Annotated in this window: 15 protein-coding genes and 1 pseudogene; 10 read left to right on the forward strand and 6 right to left on the reverse strand. The window is 53.1% G+C overall.

All coding sequences use genetic code 11. The annotated features are described in order from the left end of the window. The first annotated feature begins 71 nt into the window (after positions 1–71). The 4 genes and pseudogenes from JFY74_02650 to JFY74_02665 all read left to right on the forward strand — a co-directional run bounded on the left by JFY74_02650 (position 72) and on the right by JFY74_02665 (position 1,609). Positions 72–361, forward strand: a pseudogene (locus tag JFY74_02650) (virulence RhuM family protein). 160 nt (positions 362–521) lie between these two features. Next, on the forward strand, positions 522–770 hold the full coding sequence (locus tag JFY74_02655; GenBank protein ID QQG28988.1) for a ribbon-helix-helix protein, CopG family: 249 nt from the start codon (positions 522–524) through the stop codon (positions 768–770). 3 nt (positions 771–773) lie between these two features. Then, positions 774–1,049: a type II toxin-antitoxin system RelE/ParE family toxin gene (locus JFY74_02660; GenBank protein ID QQG28989.1), complete on the forward strand. Its 276-nt coding sequence runs from the start codon at positions 774–776 to the stop codon at positions 1,047–1,049. Between the two features lie 47 nt (positions 1,050–1,096). After that, positions 1,097–1,609: an AAA family ATPase gene (locus JFY74_02665; GenBank protein ID QQG28990.1), complete on the forward strand. Its 513-nt coding sequence runs from the start codon at positions 1,097–1,099 to the stop codon at positions 1,607–1,609. 44 nt (positions 1,610–1,653) lie between these two features. On the opposite strand, the gene JFY74_02670 is transcribed toward JFY74_02665, so the two are convergent. Continuing rightward, positions 1,654–3,240: a sigma 54-interacting transcriptional regulator gene (locus JFY74_02670; GenBank protein QQG28991.1), complete on the reverse strand. Its 1,587-nt coding sequence runs from the start codon at positions 3,238–3,240 to the stop codon at positions 1,654–1,656. Positions 3,241–3,440: 200 nt separating this feature from the next. Between JFY74_02670 and JFY74_02675 the strand changes: the two genes are divergently transcribed. The 5 genes from JFY74_02675 (at position 3,441) to JFY74_02695 (ending at position 7,511) form a co-directional block, all read left to right on the forward strand. Next, positions 3,441–4,667: an RtcB family protein gene (locus JFY74_02675; protein ID QQG30427.1), complete on the forward strand. Its 1,227-nt coding sequence runs from the start codon at positions 3,441–3,443 to the stop codon at positions 4,665–4,667. A gap of 4 nt (positions 4,668–4,671) precedes the next feature. Then, positions 4,672–5,463, forward strand: a complete 792-nt coding sequence (locus tag JFY74_02680; GenBank protein QQG28992.1) for a nucleotidyltransferase domain-containing protein — start codon at positions 4,672–4,674, stop codon at positions 5,461–5,463. A gap of 37 nt (positions 5,464–5,500) precedes the next feature. Continuing rightward, entirely contained in the window at positions 5,501–6,844 is a 1,344-nt protein-coding gene (locus JFY74_02685) for a HEAT repeat domain-containing protein (GenBank protein ID QQG28993.1), read from the forward strand. An 80-nt stretch (positions 6,845–6,924) separates the two neighbouring features. Next, positions 6,925–7,209: a damage-inducible protein J gene (locus tag JFY74_02690; GenBank protein QQG28994.1), complete on the forward strand. Its 285-nt coding sequence runs from the start codon at positions 6,925–6,927 to the stop codon at positions 7,207–7,209. Beyond that, the gene (locus JFY74_02695) at positions 7,206–7,511 is read left to right on the forward strand and encodes a type II toxin-antitoxin system RelE/ParE family toxin (protein QQG28995.1); all 306 of its coding nucleotides are present in this window, start codon (positions 7,206–7,208) and stop codon (positions 7,509–7,511) included. The genes JFY74_02690 and JFY74_02695 overlap by 4 nt, the downstream gene beginning before the upstream one ends. A gap of 5 nt (positions 7,512–7,516) precedes the next feature. On the opposite strand, the gene JFY74_02700 is transcribed toward JFY74_02695, so the two are convergent. After that, a complete protein-coding gene (locus JFY74_02700; protein QQG28996.1) occupies positions 7,517–8,308 on the reverse strand; it encodes an HNH endonuclease in 792 nt (263 codons plus the stop codon). A 153-nt stretch (positions 8,309–8,461) separates the two neighbouring features. Between JFY74_02700 and JFY74_02705 the strand changes: the two genes are divergently transcribed. Next, positions 8,462–9,559 (forward strand): DUF1615 domain-containing protein, encoded by a 1,098-nt coding sequence (locus JFY74_02705; GenBank protein ID QQG28997.1) that lies wholly within the window; start codon positions 8,462–8,464, stop codon positions 9,557–9,559. Between the two features lie 49 nt (positions 9,560–9,608). Here the strand turns inward: JFY74_02705 and JFY74_02710 are convergent, their stop codons facing one another. From JFY74_02710 to mgtA, 4 genes are all read right to left on the reverse strand, one after another. Beyond that, entirely contained in the window at positions 9,609–11,078 is a 1,470-nt protein-coding gene (locus JFY74_02710; GenBank protein QQG28998.1) for a SulP family inorganic anion transporter, read from the reverse strand. Continuing rightward, entirely contained in the window at positions 11,075–11,743 is a 669-nt protein-coding gene (locus JFY74_02715) for a carbonic anhydrase (GenBank protein QQG30428.1), read from the reverse strand. The genes JFY74_02710 and JFY74_02715 overlap by 4 nt, the downstream gene beginning before the upstream one ends. A gap of 571 nt (positions 11,744–12,314) precedes the next feature. Then, a complete protein-coding gene (locus JFY74_02720; GenBank protein ID QQG28999.1) occupies positions 12,315–14,264 on the reverse strand; it encodes a nitrate- and nitrite sensing domain-containing protein in 1,950 nt (649 codons plus the stop codon). 439 nt (positions 14,265–14,703) lie between these two features. Beyond that, positions 14,704–17,415 (reverse strand): magnesium-translocating P-type ATPase, encoded by a 2,712-nt coding sequence (gene mgtA / locus JFY74_02725; protein QQG29000.1) that lies wholly within the window; start codon positions 17,413–17,415, stop codon positions 14,704–14,706. Between the last annotated feature and the right edge of the window lie 425 nt (positions 17,416–17,840).

A 17,840-nucleotide genomic window follows, 5' to 3' on the forward strand; every position in this document is an offset into this window, starting at 1 on the left:
CACCATTCAGCCGATGGAGCATAAAAACGGAGACACCATGATAGATAAACACTTACCTCAAGCAATTCATCATGTTTACCAGTCAGGATGGCAAAATACGTATTGAATGCCGTTTCGACAGCGATACGTTATGGCTATCGCAAGCGATGATTGATGAGCTATATGGTAAAGCCAAAGCAACCATATCAAAAACATCTTTGAAGACAGTGGATTGGATGAAGATTCAGTTGTTCGGTTTTACCGAACAACTGCCAGTGATGGAAAAAATTATCAGGTTCAATACGTTAATCTGTCATTGGTACTGGCCGTCGGTTACCGCGTCCGTTCAACCCGAGGCATCCAGTTCCGTCAATGGGCTACAGCGCTGCCGCCGTGATACTGGCACATACCCGAGAATGTTGGCAGCAAGGCGAGCGCATGATGTAGCAGGGATGCTGATGTGGTACTTGTCACAGGTAGTGACGCTAACAAAATCACGCTATTTTAATAAGTGTTATTAACTTCTATTAAAAGTGGCGTTCATGGGACAATCAGCAAAACAGACGATCAGTGCTCAGATACCCGCCGAGCTTGCTGCTGCGGTTGAAAGCCTGGCTATTGAACTGGATAGATCCAAAAGTTGGGTGATAAAAGAAGCGCTGACCGCAATGATTGAAGAGAGAGAACGGCGGCATCAGCAGGTTTTGAAAGGCCTTGCTGATGTCGATACGGGAAGGGTGGTAAGCCATGCAGATGTGATCGACTTCGCCAACAAACTGAAAAATTCATAATCAATGGAAATACGTTGGACGCAAAAGGCACAGGATGGCCTGGAACGTATTTATGGGTTTTTCAGTCAGTACAGTCGGCAACATGCTGATGAGGTGCTAGATCGCTTGATCATCGGTACCACGGGGCTTGCTGACCACCTGAGAATCGGCGTATCTCAGACAAGATATGAACCACGCGAGGTGAGAAAGATTTTGTTTGATGATTATGACGTTCACTACGAAATTCAGCACGATACGATTTATATCGTCGATCTTTGGTATACACGAGAAGATCGCTGAATTTCGTTGTTATATCTAGACCTGCTTATAGTCATATAAGGACGCTCATGTTAATCGTTTTGGGTGGGTTACCGGGAACTGGGAAATCAACTATTGCTCGTTTATTGGCATCCAGACTGAACGCGGTCTGGTTGCGTATCGATTCTATCGAACAGTCACTGATTCGGTCAGAAAAAATCACAATGTCTGATATGGGGCCTGCCGGATATCTGGTCGCGTATGCTATCGCTGCGGACAATCTTAAGTTAGGGAACAACGTCATTGCTGATTCGGTAAATCCTCTCGCTATTACCCGGCAGGCTTGGCGAGATGTGGCTTCAGAAAATGCCACGCCTGCGTTGGAAATTGAAATTATCTGTTCCGATAAAGCGCAGCATAAGGAGAGGGTTGAACATCGCTGCGCAGATATTGCTGGGCATATACTGCCCGACTGGCAGAAAGTCATCACTCGCCAGTATGAAGTTTGGTTATCCACTGATATCACCCTAGATACTTCAGTGTTAACGCCCGATCAAGCCGTAGAGGTTATTCTCCGGCATATTGAATCATGCAGGCCCTAACTCTCATTGTTTTTGCCCAATCTAGAGCTCTTATTCTTTCACACTTATTTTCGCTTCAACGCCTCCCAATTCAGCCCAAAACGTGCCAGATATTTACGCAGTCGGTCGGCGTCGTTGGGCTTTTGTTTTTGCTGGCGTGAGACGGCGAACAGGCGACGGCCAGCTTCGGAAAGCGAATGGGAAGTGCGGCAGACATCAAGCACGGTTTCAAGCTGGCGCTGTTCGAAGAGGTCGATGCTGGCGAGTTCGGGCGGTAGCTCGGATAGTGCGGTTGTCGGGGCGTCGCTCTGCCAGTTGGCTCGCAGGCGGGCAATTTCTTCTTCCACCAGTGCCACGGTGATGCGCCCTTGTTCCGCCAGCGTTGCCATACGTGCAATGGATGAACCGAGTTCACGGAAGTTGCCGCGCCACGCCGCCTGCGGTGAGCAGGCGAAGGCGAGGTAGCGCTGTCGCGCGTCTTTATCGAAGCGGACCTGCGCTTGGTGATCGCGTGTGAAGCGCTGGAGTTCGTAGTCAATGTTGGGTTCGATATCTTCCCGACGTTCTGCCAGTCCCGGTAGAGGAAAGGTCCACATGTTGATACGCGCATAGAGGTCTTCACGGAATTTTCCCTGTGCGATCCACTCGCGGAGGTTGCGGTGTGTGCCAGCAATCAATTGGAAATCGCTACTGACCTCTTTATCCGAGCCAAACGGAAAAAAGCGTTTTTCTTCAATGGCTTTTAGCAACATCGCTTGTTCATCCAGCCCCAGTTCGGCGATTTCATCCAGAAATAGCATCCCGCCGTCCGCTTCACGCAGCAGTCCGCTTCTCGCCTGCAACGCGCCGGTAAACGCGCCTTTTACGTGGCCGAACAGCGTCGACATCGCGTTGTCGCCGCGCAGCGTGGCACAGTTAACCGCAACAAAACGGCCACTGACCAGATGGCGAGACTGACGTAGCTGGTAGATACGCTGCGCCAGAAAGGATTTCCCCGCACCGGTCGGGCCAGTCAGGAGCATCGGCGCGGTGGATCGCAGTGCGACGCGTTCAATCTGATCGATCAGTGTGTTGAATGTCGCGTTGCGCGTCTCTATGCCGGATTTCAGGAATGAGACGGAGCGCTGTTGTTCGTGTTGAAAGCGGCTGGTGAGTGTGGCGTAGCGACTGAGATCCAGATCGATGATGGAGTAGATCCCCTGCGGTGCCGGGCGATCTGCTTTTTCCCCCGGTGCGGTTTGTAGCAGCTTGGCGGGCAGGTAGCGGGCTTCGGTCAACAGGAACCAGCAAATCTGCACGACGTGAGTGCCGGTGGTGATGTGAACGAAATACTCTTCGTTCTCGGTATCGAACGGGTAGCGGCTCGCAAAGTCCAGAAAGGCGCTGTAGACCTCTTCCAGATTCCACGGGTCGCGCAGTTCAACGGCCTGAAGCGTGACCCGCGTGGCGGGTGACACCACGGCGATATCCTCCGCCACCTGCTGTGCCATTCCTTCATTGCGTGATTGGTGCAACAGTTCCAGACGATCGACGGGGAAATCCGGCTGCTGACACAGGCCGACGGTAGGCCGCCATTTCGTCCAGCGGCTCTCCCGTTTACCTCGTTTATCTAGTGTAGTGCCTAGTACACCGATGATGACGCGACGCTTCATATGATATCCATTTATAAAAATTTATAATATGGGATAAATTTACCTGTTCTTTGTTTTTGTCGCCAGTTTTGGTTTTTATTTTTTATTTGTTTAATTATCAATTAATTATATTTTTTATTGTTCTGTTTCAGGAGATTGGCACGTCTTTGGCATTATCTATAACGAACAATGACAAGCAAAGAGAATAAAAAATGGAAGAGATGAAAACGCAGGATTACGACATGATGTCGCCAGTGAATAGCGCGCCGGTAAAAATGTGGACACAGGGGGTGCCCGTGGAGCCGGAAGCCCGTAACCAGCTGCTGAATACGGCCAAAATGCCGTTTATTTTTAAACATCTGGCGGTAATGCCGGATGTGCATCTGGGAAAAGGATCGACGATTGGTAGCGTGATCCCCACGCGTGGCGCGATTATTCCCGCCGCGGTCGGTGTGGATATCGGTTGCGGGATGATTGCGGTGCGTACGTCACTGGTTGCCAGCGACCTGCCGGATAATCTGATGGGGCTGCGTAGCGCGATTGAACAGGCGGTGCCGCACGGACGTAGCGTAACGCGTTTCAAACGTGATGTCGGTTCCTGGCAGAATCCGCCACAGACGGTAGATGCGCATTGGGCGCTGCTGGAACCGCGTTTCAAACGTTTGACGGATAAGTATCCACGGCTGCTGAACACTAACAACTATCAGCATCTGGGAACCTTGGGGACGGGTAACCACTTTATCGAAATCTGTCTGGACGAAGTGGATCGCGTGTGGGTGATGTTGCATAGCGGATCACGTGGTGTGGGGAACGCGATTGGATCGTTGTTCATCAAGCTGGCGCAGGAAGATATGCAGCAGCACATTGCGAATCTGCCGGACCGTAATCTGGCCTATTTCGAGGAGGGAAGCCTGCACTTTGACGATTACATTGAAGCGGTTGAGTGGGCGCAGGATTTTGCCCGTCATAACCGCGAAGTGATGATGTCGCATACGCTGGCGGCGCTGTCCCGTATTGTGACGAAGCCGTTTACGACGCAGCAGGAAGGCGTGAACTGCCACCATAACTATGTACAGCGCGAAACGCACTTTGGTGAATCGGTGCTGATTACCCGTAAAGGCGCGGTGTCGGCGCAGAAAGGCCAGATGGGAATTATTCCGGGGTCGATGGGCGCGAAGAGTTTTATCGTGCGCGGATTGGGGAACGAAGAGAGCTTCTGTTCCTGTAGCCACGGCGCGGGGAGAACGATGAGCCGTACTGCCGCGAAAAAACGCTTCACCGTGGAAGATCAGATTCGCGCAACCGCGCACGTTGAGTGCAGAAAAGACAGCGACGTTATCGATGAAATCCCGATGGCGTACAAAGATATCGATAAGGTGATGGCGGCACAGTCATCGCTGGTGGAAATTGTACATACGCTGCGTCAGGTGGTGTGTGTGAAAGGATAAAATCATGATGGAACACGATTATCGCGTTGATGCAGCCATGCGGACGCGGGTGAAATTAGTCTTACAAGATGTGGAAGAACGCTATCAGGTGAAGGTGCTTTATGCCTGTGAATCGGGTAGCCGTGGCTGGGGATTTTCATCCCCTGATAGCGATTACGATGTGCGTTTTCTTTACGTGCATCAACCAGAGTGGTATCTGCGCGTTGAGCCGCAGCGCGATGTGATAGAGCTACCCATCGACGATGAACTGGACGTCTGTGGTTGGGAATGGCGTAAAGCACTTGGCCTGCTCAAGCGGGCCAACCCGACGCTGATCGAGTGGCTGGATTCGCCCGTTGTCTATCAGGAGGATCGGAACGCTACGTCAGAACTACGGGCGGCGGTGCCGATGTGGTTCTCGCCATCCAAGGCGCGCTGGCACTATCTGTCGATGGCACGTAAAAACTTTCGCGGCTATCTGCAAGACGAAACGGTACGCCTCAAAAAGTATTTTTACGTCCTGCGTCCGCTTTTGGCTGTGCGCTGGATAGAGGCAGGCAAAGGCATGCCGCCCATGCGTTTTTCGCAGTTGCTTGCAACAACGGTAGACGATCCGCACCTGTTGGCTGAAATCCACCAACTGCTGGAGATCAAACAGCGCTCGGGTGAGGCGGAATACGGCCCACGTCGGGAGGTGATCCACGCATTCATCACGCAGATGCTGAACGATGCCGATAGCCCAGCAATGTTGCCAGACAGTAAGGCCGCTGACGACACGATGCTGGATGCGCTGTTGTATCGGACGGTGATGGTATAAGCATTGATATGGAAGCGAAAAAGAGAAGGTAAGGAATATGGCATCGTACAATTTACTCCTGCAGCAGTTGGAAAAGCTGGTGGCTTTGCCAGATAACTATTATCGGCCCGCGCAGGCTGATGCACTGGGTTCAGTGTCACACCTGATAACACTCACACGCCACTATAACGGGCATATTCGGCAGCGTGCGGTGCTGTGTTTGGGCTTCATGGACGAGGTCTCGGCATTACCCGCGCTGATTGAACGAGTAAACGATTGGGCTGAACCGGTGCGCCGCGCTGCCAAGCAGAGTGTGCGGCTGCTGTTAACGCCGAATAACACCGCGTCTTTTGTCGCCAATTTGCCTGCCATTTTCTGGCTGTTGCAGTGCCAGCGGGAAGATCATCAGCCGCTGGTGGATGAGATCGTCAGCTTTCTGTCCGAAGAGGCGCACGCGCCGTCGTTACTGACGGGATTGTGTTCGGAAGACAAAACCGTTGCCCGATTATCACTGGATATTCTCGCTGAGCGTGAGCGGTTCCCGTTGAAGCAGATCTTTGGTCAGGCGATGTTGCATCGCGATCCGTTAGTCAGGGCGAACGCGGCGCGGTATCTGCTCAGTGTTGACAAGGATGTCGATCACGACGCGTTGACCATTCTGTTGAAAGACTCGTTCGCCCCCATCAAGCAGGTGGCGTTGCAGTACGTGATAGACAATGCGTTCCCTGTATCTGAGCCTCAACTGGTTGCCTTACTGTTTGATAAGAACGCATTGGTGCGTCAGCGGGCCTCAACGCTACTGCGCGAACGAAACGGCGATCCGGTTACGCATTACCTTGCGGCACTGGATCGGGCGAGTACCGTCACAGTGCGCAAAATCACGCTTTGGGAGCTGGATGAGCATCGCTACGACGGTATTGTGGCGCTGACGGAGCGCAATCTGGACGAGTGCTATCCCAGCCTTTACTACAGTGCGTTGCGCATTCTCATTCTGCGTACTGGTGACGACGCGCGTGAGCAGTTGTTAGCCTCTCTGCGTCACCCCTCGCTGGCTATTGCGAAGGTGGCACGGAAGCTGTTTTACCAGCAGAAAATTTATCTGTCACTGCCTGAGCTTCAACGTTGTCTGGACAGTGCATCTTCCAAAGAACATGTTGAGGTGTACTACTTTCTAGCGCACAAGCTGAATAAATGGGATTGGCTGATGTTTCTGCTGGATAACGCTAAGTCAGAGAATACTGCACTAACGCAGGTTGGCGTGGCGTACTGGGTACAGCGGTTCAACCGTTCTGGCATGCTGCCAAATACGCGACAGCAGGCGCGTTTGCGGACGCTGCTTGATGAACATCCGCACGTCATCTCGCGCGACAGCCCCTATATCGCCCTGTTTTTGTATAGTTGATTTTCGTATGAAAAAAGAACAGGAAAAAGTGGATAGGATCGCGTAAAGTGACAACACAATTGACACCACGGGAGGCGGAAATGAGTACCATCCATTTCAGAATCGATGAAGAAACCAAGCAACTGGCTATGCAGGCTGCGGATCGTCATCAGGTGAGTCTGACGGAATTGATGCGGCAACGTGCAGAGGAATTGGCAGAAGAAGAGCGTCAGTATCAGCGCAACGCGGGTGATGAATGGCTTGAAACGCAGATTCAGGAAGCGTTTTCTCGTTATGATGCGGGTGAAGGTGAGTTCGTCAGTAATGAGGACGTCAGCCAGAGAATGGATGCATTGAAAGCGCGGGCGGCGCGAGGTGAGTTGTGATATTTAAGGTCCGATGGGAGAAGCAGGCGCTGGCAGATCGTGAAGGAATATACCGCTATCTGTATAAAGAGGCGGGGCTGGATGTTGCGAATGCGGCGGATGAAAAGTTTATTTCATCAGTCTCGTTGCTCGAAGCCACGCCAGAAGCGGGTACTGATATCGGGAAATCGGGGGAGAGGCGAAAACGGGTACTGACGCGATTCCCCTTCATTATCATTTATGCACTCAAGCGAAAGATAAACGAAGTGCATATCCTGCGTATATTACATACCTCCCGCAAACTGTCGGCGACCTACCGATAGCGTATTTACCCACGCCCCAAAAAAATATGCTCACGATGGTATGCCATCTGTGACAGGCTGGGCGGGTAGGTGTCTGGCAGGTGGATTTGTTTGCCTTCGTATTGGGCGAAATTGACGTCGCTGATGGCGCTTTTCAGCTTTTTGATACGCGGCGAAAGCAGCATTTCTAGCGAATCATTGAAGCTAATTAGCCCCATATCAAAGGCTTTGTCGTGCAGGTTGGACAGGCATAGGCCGTTGCTGGGATCGAGGCGATATTCTTCTGCCATTTTCCACGGTTGAATATGACTGGCGACCAGTAGCGCGGGCTCTTCCAATCCGGTCACGCAGCAGCGTTCGCCGTAGTTGCTGAGTACGCGTTTGCGGAATAGCTGCTGACCGATGCGCGTTTTTACCTGTGTAAGGCGCTCGCCGCCGTGATAATTAGGGATTTCGCTGTCGTTGGCTTGGAACGGTGATGGCGCTGTTGTCGCTTCCGCCGCTCCTGTTTCGAGCGATACCATCGCCTGTTGGCACTGCTGTTCAAATAGCTCGGGGTTATCGTCCATTTCCTGCCACAGCGCGCGGTCAGCGTTGGACGCGCCGCGCAAGCCAGTGCGACCCGAATCGATAATAAATGGATCGAGGCTGGCGAGATTCACTAGCTTCATCGCCAGTGCGGAAGGCGTGCGGTTAATCAACTCGGCGTAGCGAATGATGTCGGGATTACGCGAATGCAGCCTGCCAAACGGTAGCTGGCTGTACAGGGTGAAGGCGATCAGGAGCTGATCTCGCGTCCAATGGTTGGTGGCAGCCATGCGTGTGTCGTCCGTTCGTTAGCGCATTCGGTTAGTGATAGCGCTAACTATGCCAGGTCAGTGCGTAAAATGCATGTGCTTGACTCCGGCTGGATAATTGGTGCGGGCTGCGCTAACGTTCTGACAGCCTTCCTATCATGATGCCGAGAGACTATGCCCCGTTCTTCTATTCCCTTGTTTCGTCCCCTGTGTGCGCTGGCTTTGCTGGTGCTGGCGGGCTGTGCCAGCAAGACCGCGACGACGCCGGAATCGCGGCCTGCGGATGTTCGTGTTCAACTACTCAAGCTGTTGCCAGACAACGTGAAAGATCGTCAGGGCTGGGCGACCGATATCGCCACCGCATTTACCACGCAGGGGCTCGATCCCAGCAATGAAAATCTGTGCTCGGTGCTCGCGGTGACCGAGCAGGAATCGACGTTTAATGCCGATCCGCAGGTGCCGAATCTGTCGAAAATCGCCTGGCAGGAGATCGACCGTCGTGCGGAGAAAGTTCATGTTCCGGCATTTCTGGTGCGCACCGCGCTACTCATCAAATCCCCTAACGGAAAAAGCTACAGCGAGCGGCTTGATAAGGTTCGCACGGAAAAAGAGCTCAGCGCGATCTTTGATGATTTCATCGACATGGTGCCGATGGGACAGACGCTGTTCGGTCGGCTGAATCCGGTACGTACCGGCGGGCCGATGCAGGTGAGTATTGCCTTTGCTGAAGCGAACGCGAAGGGCTATCCCTATACCGTAGACGGTACTCTTCGCCGTGAAGTCTTCAGCCGTCGCGGTGGAATGTATTTTGGTATCAAACACCTGTTGGGTTATCCGGCGAATTATCCGCAGTCCATTTATCGATTCGCCGATTTCAATGCAGGATGGTATGCCAGCCGGAATGCGGCGTTCCAGCGTGCCGTTAGCCGTCTGACAGGGATCAAACTGGCGCTGGATGGTGATGTAATCAATTACAGCTCGGATAAAGCCAGCGCCACGGAACTGGCGGTACGCGCGTTGGGGAAACGGATAGATATGAGCGACAGCGCCATTCGTCGAGCGCTGGAGAAGGGGAATAGCCTCGATTTTGAAGACACCAGCCTGTACAAACGCGTCTTTGCGCTGGCGGATAAATCGGGCGCGAAGGCTCCACGCGCTATCCTGCCGGGGATCACGCTGGAAAGCCCGAAAATCACCCGTAAGCTCACTACGGCGTGGTTTGCCAATCGCGTTGATGAGCGTCGCCAGCGGTGTTTGGCAAGGGCCAAATAGGCAACGCCCTCCACCAAGGGCGTTGCTGTCATGCATGGCGGTCAGTGTATCAAACTGGCCATTGACTGAGTTTGATGCCGCGTTCTTGCGCATTCTCGCGGAAATCTTCCAGCATCGTGCGGACATCAGGATCGATATAGTCGGCATTGTCGTGTTCGACAATCACGACGCTGTTGGCGGGGATCTTGTTGAGCAAGCCTTGCAGACGCGGGTTGTGCACAAACGTCAGGTTCTGCTGAAAGCTCAGGACAAAGTGATCGCCGTAGCGTGTGAGTTGCATCGCGTTGCGGTGGCTTTTGTAAATACTGAAGGCCAACTGGGTCACGATGCCAATCCCGATGCCTGCCAGCATCCCAAACACGATGATTCCGATAACGGTCGCCGCGAAAGGCACGAACTGTTGTAAACCCTGACGCCACAGCAGCAGGAACTGTTGCGGTGAAGCCAGCTTATAGCCGGTATACAGCAATACGGCTGCCAGACTGGCAAGTGGAATGACGTTGAGCAGGTCGGTCATGAACAGGCCGCAAAGCAGCAGTAGCACGCCGTGCAGCAGGATGGAGAACTTGGTACGCGCGCCAGCGTTGACGTTGACGGAGCTGCGTACGATCACGGCAGTAATCGGCAATCCGCCCAGAAAACCGCTGAGCATGTTCCCGATACCTTGCGCACGCATCTCTTTATCCGGCGAGGGCGCAGGGTGCTGCGGGCGAATTTTCTTCAACGCTTCCTGACTTAACAAGGTTTCCAGGCTAGCCACCAGCGCCAATGTCACCGCGACCACATAAACCGCCGGGTTCTTCCATGCCTGCCAGTCTGGGCGGGTCATCTCTCCCATCAGCTGTTCCAGACTGCCAAACTCCGGCAGGACAATACGTGGCAGGTTATCGACCATCTCGGTAGACAGGCGCTCGCCGTAGACGGTAAATAATCCGCCAAATAGCACGGCGACCAGCGGGCCGGGAAGCCAGCTCAATGCGCTGATTTTCTGCACGGGCCTGGTGGTCCAAAGCCAGAGAATCGCCAGCCCGACCAGACAGACAGTCAGCGCGCTGGCGGAAAATCCAGGTTCGGAAGCGTCGAAGAGCGATTTTAGATCGTCCTCACCGTCCGAGCCGAAGGCAAGCGGGATTTGCTGAATAATCAGCAGGATGCCGATAGCAGACAGCATGCCTTTAATCACGGTGCCGGGGATGAGCGTAATAAAACGTCCGGCGCGCAGCAGGCCCATGATGCATTGCAGCACCCCTGCGAGCATGATCGCCAATAGCAATGCTGAAAACGATCCCAGGCTGGCGATAGAGCCGGAGACGATAGTAACCAGACCGGCGGCAGGGCCGCTGACTGCATAACGAGAGGGACTGAACAGGGTGACGACGATACCGCCGACGACGCCGGTCAACAGACCGACAAAAGGAGGAAGACCACTGGCCTGCGCGATACCGAGGCTCAGCGGCAGGGCAACAAGGAAGACGACGAGCCCCGCGGGGATATCATGTCGGAGTGTACTCAGGTTCATGGGGATGCCTCCTGTTTTTGGGCGTGACGGTGGATGAGTTCTTTCAGATGGCCGCTATGCAGGTCGTAGACACAGCCGAAAACATCAAGCTCAACGCCATTGCGCCAGGCTTTCTGCACCGGTTCACAGGCGATCAGGTGGGCGAACTGTGCCAGCACGTTGGCTTCCACCAGCTGATTCTGGCGCGTGCTTTCATTGGCATCGCTATCTTGCGAGGCGGCAATATGCGGCGAAAGCGCCTGACGCAAATCCGTGATGCGGCGGGACAGGGCGGAATCCTCCTGAGCGAGCCCCATTTCGGGCAGGTTAACCGCCGCCTGAACACCGCCACAGCCATAGTGGCCGCAGAGCACGATGCGGGAAACATGCAGGTATTCGAGGGCATATTGCAGCACGCTCATGAAATTGTCGTCGTCTGCCACCACCATATTCGCGATGTTGCGATGAACAAAAAGCTCGCCGGGCGCAGAACCCGTCAGCACTTCGGCAGGCACTCGGCTGTCTGAACAGCCGATCCAGAGTGAATGGGGCGTCTGGCCCTGCGTGTGCTTTCTGAAATAGTGGGGATGGCGTTGGCGACGCAACGTAGCCCAACTGCGATTCTTGGCTAATAGGGGTTTTAATGTCGTCAAATTAAACTCTCTCTTTAGAAAACACAGGGATATTTCCCGCCCAGTTGGGAAGGAAAACGGAATCATTAATTATTAGCCTTCACTTAATTAAGTTAGGCACAATTAAATTTAGTTCTGGTGTTTTCTAAACCGTGACGCTTATTGAGAATTTTCTTATATTTTTGTTTGTTATCTATATAAATAAATAATCATTTAATTCCTTTTAAAACAATGCATTGTGATTTATATCTTTATAATAAGAAAAAGCTATTTTACTTAATCTCCTTTGAGGTTAGGTATTTAATGTTGCATTGATATTGCAATTTATATCCTTATTGCCAAGCCTTTTTATATAAAGTAATGCGTTATCGACATCCACTTTAATTAGTTAATTAAAGCGACGAGGGTACCAATTACAATTCTGTTTGGAAATATAAAATAGATTTTATCTACATTAACCCAATATAAAGTGTGGAAATAAACAGAAGAGATATAGAGGAAATATAGAGGGAAAGTGATGAGGGATATATCGTCTAAATAATGAGAGGGAGCCGGGCTATATCGCCCGGCTAAGAGAACAGAAGATATCTGCTGTCGGCCACTTAAGCCCGCATGTCTTTATGCTCTATCTTGATAACAGCGCTTGCCGCAAAGGCTGCTGCGGTGCGCTGTCGTTAACCTTGAAACGACTGACCAGCGATTCCATTTCAATCGCCTGTTCATCCAGTAACTGGCTGGCAACGGAAGCCTGAGAAACCAGCGTCGCATTCTGCTGCGTGACCATCTCTAACTGGCTGAGCGCTTCGTTAATTTGTGCGATGCCCAGCGATTGCTCATCGGCGGCGACCGCGATTTCATTTACCAGATCGCGCACTTTACGGGTGCCGGCGACGATGTCGTTAATTCCCCGGTTCGATTGGTTCACCAGCTTCGTCCCTTCGCTGACGCTGGCAATACTGTCGGCGATGAGCGCACGGATTTTGCCCGCTTCGTCTGCACTACGCTGCGATAGCTGACGCACTTCTGCTGCGACGACAGAGAACCCACGACCATGCTGCCCCGCTCGTGCAGCCTCGACCGCCGCGTTCAGCGCCAGCAGGTTGGTTTGAAAGGCAATGGCATCAATGGCGGAAACCACCGCATTCACGCGCTGGCTGGCATCCTGAATTTTTTCCATCGCACCGCTAGCCGACTCGGTAATGGTTCCAACGCGGTGCGCCTGATCGTCCACCTCCGTCGTCAATTGACGCGCCTGTCCGGCAAAGTCGGCGGTTTGTTTTACCGTAACGGTAATTTCTTCCATGCTGCTGGCGGTTTGTACCAGCGAAGCGGATTGCTCTTCGGTACGCTGCGCCAGATCCTGATTGCCGTTGGCGATCTCGCTGCTGGCTTGTCCGATCGTCTGCGAGCTGCGCTTAATACTCACCACCATATCGGCAATGTTTTCCAGTGAGGCGTTATACGCCTGATTCAGTTGCGACAGTTCGTCGGTTCCCGGCACGCGCAGGCGGCGTGTAAGATCCCCACCCATCTCGCGAATAGTCGTCAGCGTTTGTTGAAGCTGCTCGTTGATGCTGCGCATGACCATGGAAGCAAGGCCGAGCGCCATGAGCAGAGAAACCAACGCACCGGCCAGGTAGCTGATCCATGACTGGCGGGCATTGGCGGCTAAAGTATTCACCTGTGCCGTCAGGTCGTTGGTGGCGAGTTGTTCAACCTTTTTCAACTCATCGATTTTTGCCGTTTGTTGGCTAAACCACTGGCTGGCATCGATATCAAAATTGCCGCCAGGCGAGGTGATAGCTTTGTTGCGCATCTGAAGTGCGCTTTGTGCAGAAGGATTGTTGAGGGCCTGTTCAAAAGCCCGGCGCAGCTCGGGATTGGCGAACATGTTGTAGGCCGTGGTGTAGGCATCTCCCCGGCCAACCATCTGGTTCAGACGTTCGAACATACCGGTAGCAAAGCTATTAGCAGAGAACGCGTTGGAGAGCACGGCGCGTTCAAGCCCAGCCTGTTCTTTGACGTTCAGCAGGTTGTAATAGGCCGCCAGCCGCTGGGCGATACCGCCGTCGCTGACCAGATGGGCCATATCCCCGACGATATTCAGCAGATTACTGACCGAGTCGGAATAGTAGCCAATGGCTTGGGCGACGGGTATCGATATGCTATCGACGCTGCGGCGATGTTCCGCAAGCTGCTGTGTTTTCTGCGTGACGCGATCGAGTTCTTCGCTGACGGCATCGCCAAGCTCGGCGCGGCTCAGGTTTGCGGCGGTTTGCTCAAGCACCTGCTGTGCCCGATCGGTGGCTTGCCGCTGCGTGGTGAGCTCCGGGCCAAAATTTTTCCCCTGACTACCAAAATAGCCCGCGCTCAAGCCGCGCTCACGCTGTAGCTGGTGGGCGTACTCGCCTGCGTCGCGCGCCAGTGTGATGAGCTTCTCCATACGGATCATTTCATTTTCTGTGCTGCGGCGTTCCATTACGCCGGAAAAACTGAACCAGAGGAGGGCAAGTATGGGCGGGAGAAGGGCAAGAATGAACTTACTACGGATCGAGATGTGATGAAGGGATTTCATAGGTGTGCTCCATAGCCTGCAAGTAGTCCGTTCCTGACATGTGCAGTTTGCAAAAGTAGACAGGGGGTTTATTTTAGTTTCGGCCTAATAGGGGAATGGTTTAGCGCTGACCCCATGATTCCCTTAAAAAAACCATGCCTATTTTGCTTACCACCCCATTGATAAGAATATATTGCTTATTACTTAATTGCTTATATCTTTTTTCTCTCTTTTTTTGCAACAAGATCGTTAACTTATGCTACATCCAAGGTGGTATGTATTTTTGCCACTGTATTGGTATTTTTACAATCTAGATGACGGTGAGCAGCATCGTGACGTTAATCAGTGAAATCAGGGTAAGAAAGAAGACAACGATCCTGAATGCGTAGCGAGAAGGTTTCATAGCGGCTCCTGATTTGGCGGGTGACAGCGCACCCGCCGTGAAGAGGTAAAGAAGGGATCAGAACCATTGGCCGAAGCGGCGGATATAGGCGCGTTTGACCAATTGCGCGACGGTGCAGTAGCCAATCAGCGTGGCGGCCAGCCAGGGGAAATATTCCCACGGTAGCGGCTGCAAGCCCACCAGCGGCCCCAGCGGAGAGAATGGCAGATAGATGCCCAGCGCCATCACCAATCCGGTCATTAACATCACTGGCAGCGCTGCCGTACTCTGAATGAACGGGATCTTCTGGGTACGCAGCATGTGCACGACCAGCGTTTGTGACAGCAACCCCTCAACGAACCAGCCTGACTGAAATAATGCCTGATGTTCTACGCTGTTGGCGGCAAACACGAACCACATCAACGCGTAGGTCGTGATGTCAAAAATCGATGACGTCGGTCCGATATACAACATGAAGCGACCGATATTTTTAGCATCCCATTTCCGGGGTTTACGCAGGAATTCCTTATCCATCTTGTCCCACGGCAGCGATAGCTGGGAAATGTCGTACATCAGGTTCTGAATCAGCAGATGGATCGCCAGCATTGGCAGGAACGGAATAAAAGCGCTAGCGACCAAAACTGAAAACACGTTACCGAAATTGGAACTGGCGGTCATGTTCAGGTATTTGATGATATTCCCGAACGTCTCACGCCCTTTGATGACGCCTTCTTCCAATACCATCAGGTTCTTTTCCAGCAGAATGATATCGGCCGATTCTTTGGCGATATCCGTGCCGGTATCGACGGAAATCCCGATATCCGCATCGCGCAGGGCGGGGGCATCGTTGATACCGTCGCCCAAAAAGCCGACCGTATGGTTATTCCCCTGCAACGCTTTCAGCACGCGGGATTTTTGTAGCGGCGTCAGTCGGGCAAAGATGGTGCGCTGTTCTACCAGTACGCCGAGCTGTTCATCGCTGAGCGCATCGATAGCGTTGCCCTCCAGCACCTCGCCCGGCTCCAGCCCGACATCGCGACAGATCTTGCTGGTGATAATCGCGTTATCACCCGTCAGAACTTTAACTGTCACACCGTTTTCATGCAGGGCGCGAATGGCGGCAGAGGCACTTTCTTTCGGTGGATCGAGGAACGTCAGCAGGCCGCAAATTGTCAGGTCGCGTTCATCCTCGGCGCTGAGCGGCAGCGTACTGCCCACCGGACTCAGCTCACGGGTGCCGATCATCAGCACGCGAAACCCTTGTTGATTGTAGCTCTCTGCCAGCATTTTCAGCGTATTGCGGTGTTCGTCGTCCAGTTCATAGCGCTGCCCGTTTTCACTGACGTGGGTGGCGACCGCCAGCATTTCCTCCACTGCACCTTTGCAAATCAGACGTTGCTGGTTGTGCTCATCGGCAACGATGATGGACAGGCGACGACGAATAAAATCAAACGGTAGTTCATCGGTTTTGCGATAGCGACCGAGCGCAACGATAGCCGGATTATGGCGACCAAAATGCATGATGGCCTGATCCATCAGGTTTTTCATACCGCTCTGGTGTGCGCTGTTGAGCCAGGCGAGTTGAAGCACACTTTCATCGACCTGACCCTGTGCATTCAGGTGGTGCTCAAGGATGATGCGATCCTGCGTGAGCGTACCGGTTTTGTCGGTGCACAGGACGTCCATCGCACCAAAGTTCTGAATCGCGTTCAGTCGTTTAACTACGACTTTATGCCGCGCCATGGCAATCGCGCCTTTCGCCAGATTGGACGAGACAATCATCGGCAGCATTTCTGGCGTCAGGCCAACCGCAACCGCCAGTGCAAACAGGCTGGCTTCCATCCAGTCGCCTTTGGTGAAGCCGTTAATCAGCAGCACGACAGGCACCATCACAATCATAAAGCGGATCAGCAGCCAGCTTACGCTGTTAACGCCGCGATCGAAGGCGGTTTGAGAACGGGTGCCGACGATGGATTTTGCCAGTGACCCGAAGTAGGTTTGGCTACCGGTCGCCACGACAATCGCCGTGGCCGTACCGCTGGAAATGTTGGTGCCCATCAGGCAAATGTTGGATAACGCCAGCAGGTCGCTCTCGCCGCCGCAGCCTGCGGGCTGACAGCCTTTGGCGCTGATATCACTGAATATGTCGTATTTTTCGATCGGCAGCGATTCGCCAGTCAGTACTGCCTGGCTGACGAACAGATCGCGTGATTCCACCAGCCGGACATCTGCGGGCACCATATCGCCAGCGGAGAGGATCAGAATGTCGCCGGGAACCAACTGCTGAAGCGGAATTTCCTGCAGGACGGCAGTAGCGCTGGGGTGAGGGCGACGCAGTACGGTAGCCGTCGTCCGCACCATGGATTTCAGCGCTTCTGCGGCTTTATTGGTCCGAAACTCCTGCCAGAAGCGCAGCAGGCTGCTCAGGCTAACCATCATCAGAATGATGATAACGCCAGTGAGCGATGTCTCTTCGTGATGGCGCAGCGGTAGCCAGTAATCGGTGAAAAAGCTGATAGCGGCCAGCGCCATCAGTACGTAAATAAACGGGTTATTAAACGCGGCAGCCAACTGCACCAGCGCATGAGGCGCTTTTTCGTGGGCGACGCGGTTTTCTCCATAGGTTTGCTGACGCTCAATGACGTCATCATGGCTTAAGCCGTGCAGATGAGTATTCAGGTTAGCCAGTGTTTGATCGAGGCTGTTTTGCGCCTCGCGGGCAATCGCAAAGGTGGCTGTGGGTGTCTTACGGGCGCGACGATACCCCGTTTGCGTGATCATATCGGTCATGATGCTGCTCTCTTAATGTTGCCTGTCCGCCGCGCACGGGCGCGCATCCCAGATAAAGGGACGTAAAGCGGAAAAGAATGAAGGTATTAAGGGAGGTAAACGGTGCAGGCGAAGAGAACAGAGAGGTCGAAGAAGACAGTCCTTATTCTAACGGATGCGGTTTACCGAGCCATCTAGGGTGCTCGTCCATGTTGTCTCCTTATCGCCGTGCGGCGAGATATAAAAATAGTCGTCAGTTGACGAAACAGACTACGTAAAAACACAGTACGTAGTTTAGTGGTGCAACCATAACCCTGTTTGCCTAAACCGGACGTCAACGTTTGTTCGTGAGTGAGATCGGATGTGCTTGCCGCTAATCGGCGGCGTATTGCTATACAGTGGGTGAGAAGTGCTAAGAAACTGTTTGTTGCCCCGTCGAGTGGTCG

The sequence above is a fragment of the Pectobacterium carotovorum genome (genome assembly GCA_016415585.1).
Lineage (GTDB): Bacteria > Pseudomonadota > Gammaproteobacteria > Enterobacterales > Enterobacteriaceae > Pectobacterium > Pectobacterium carotovorum_K.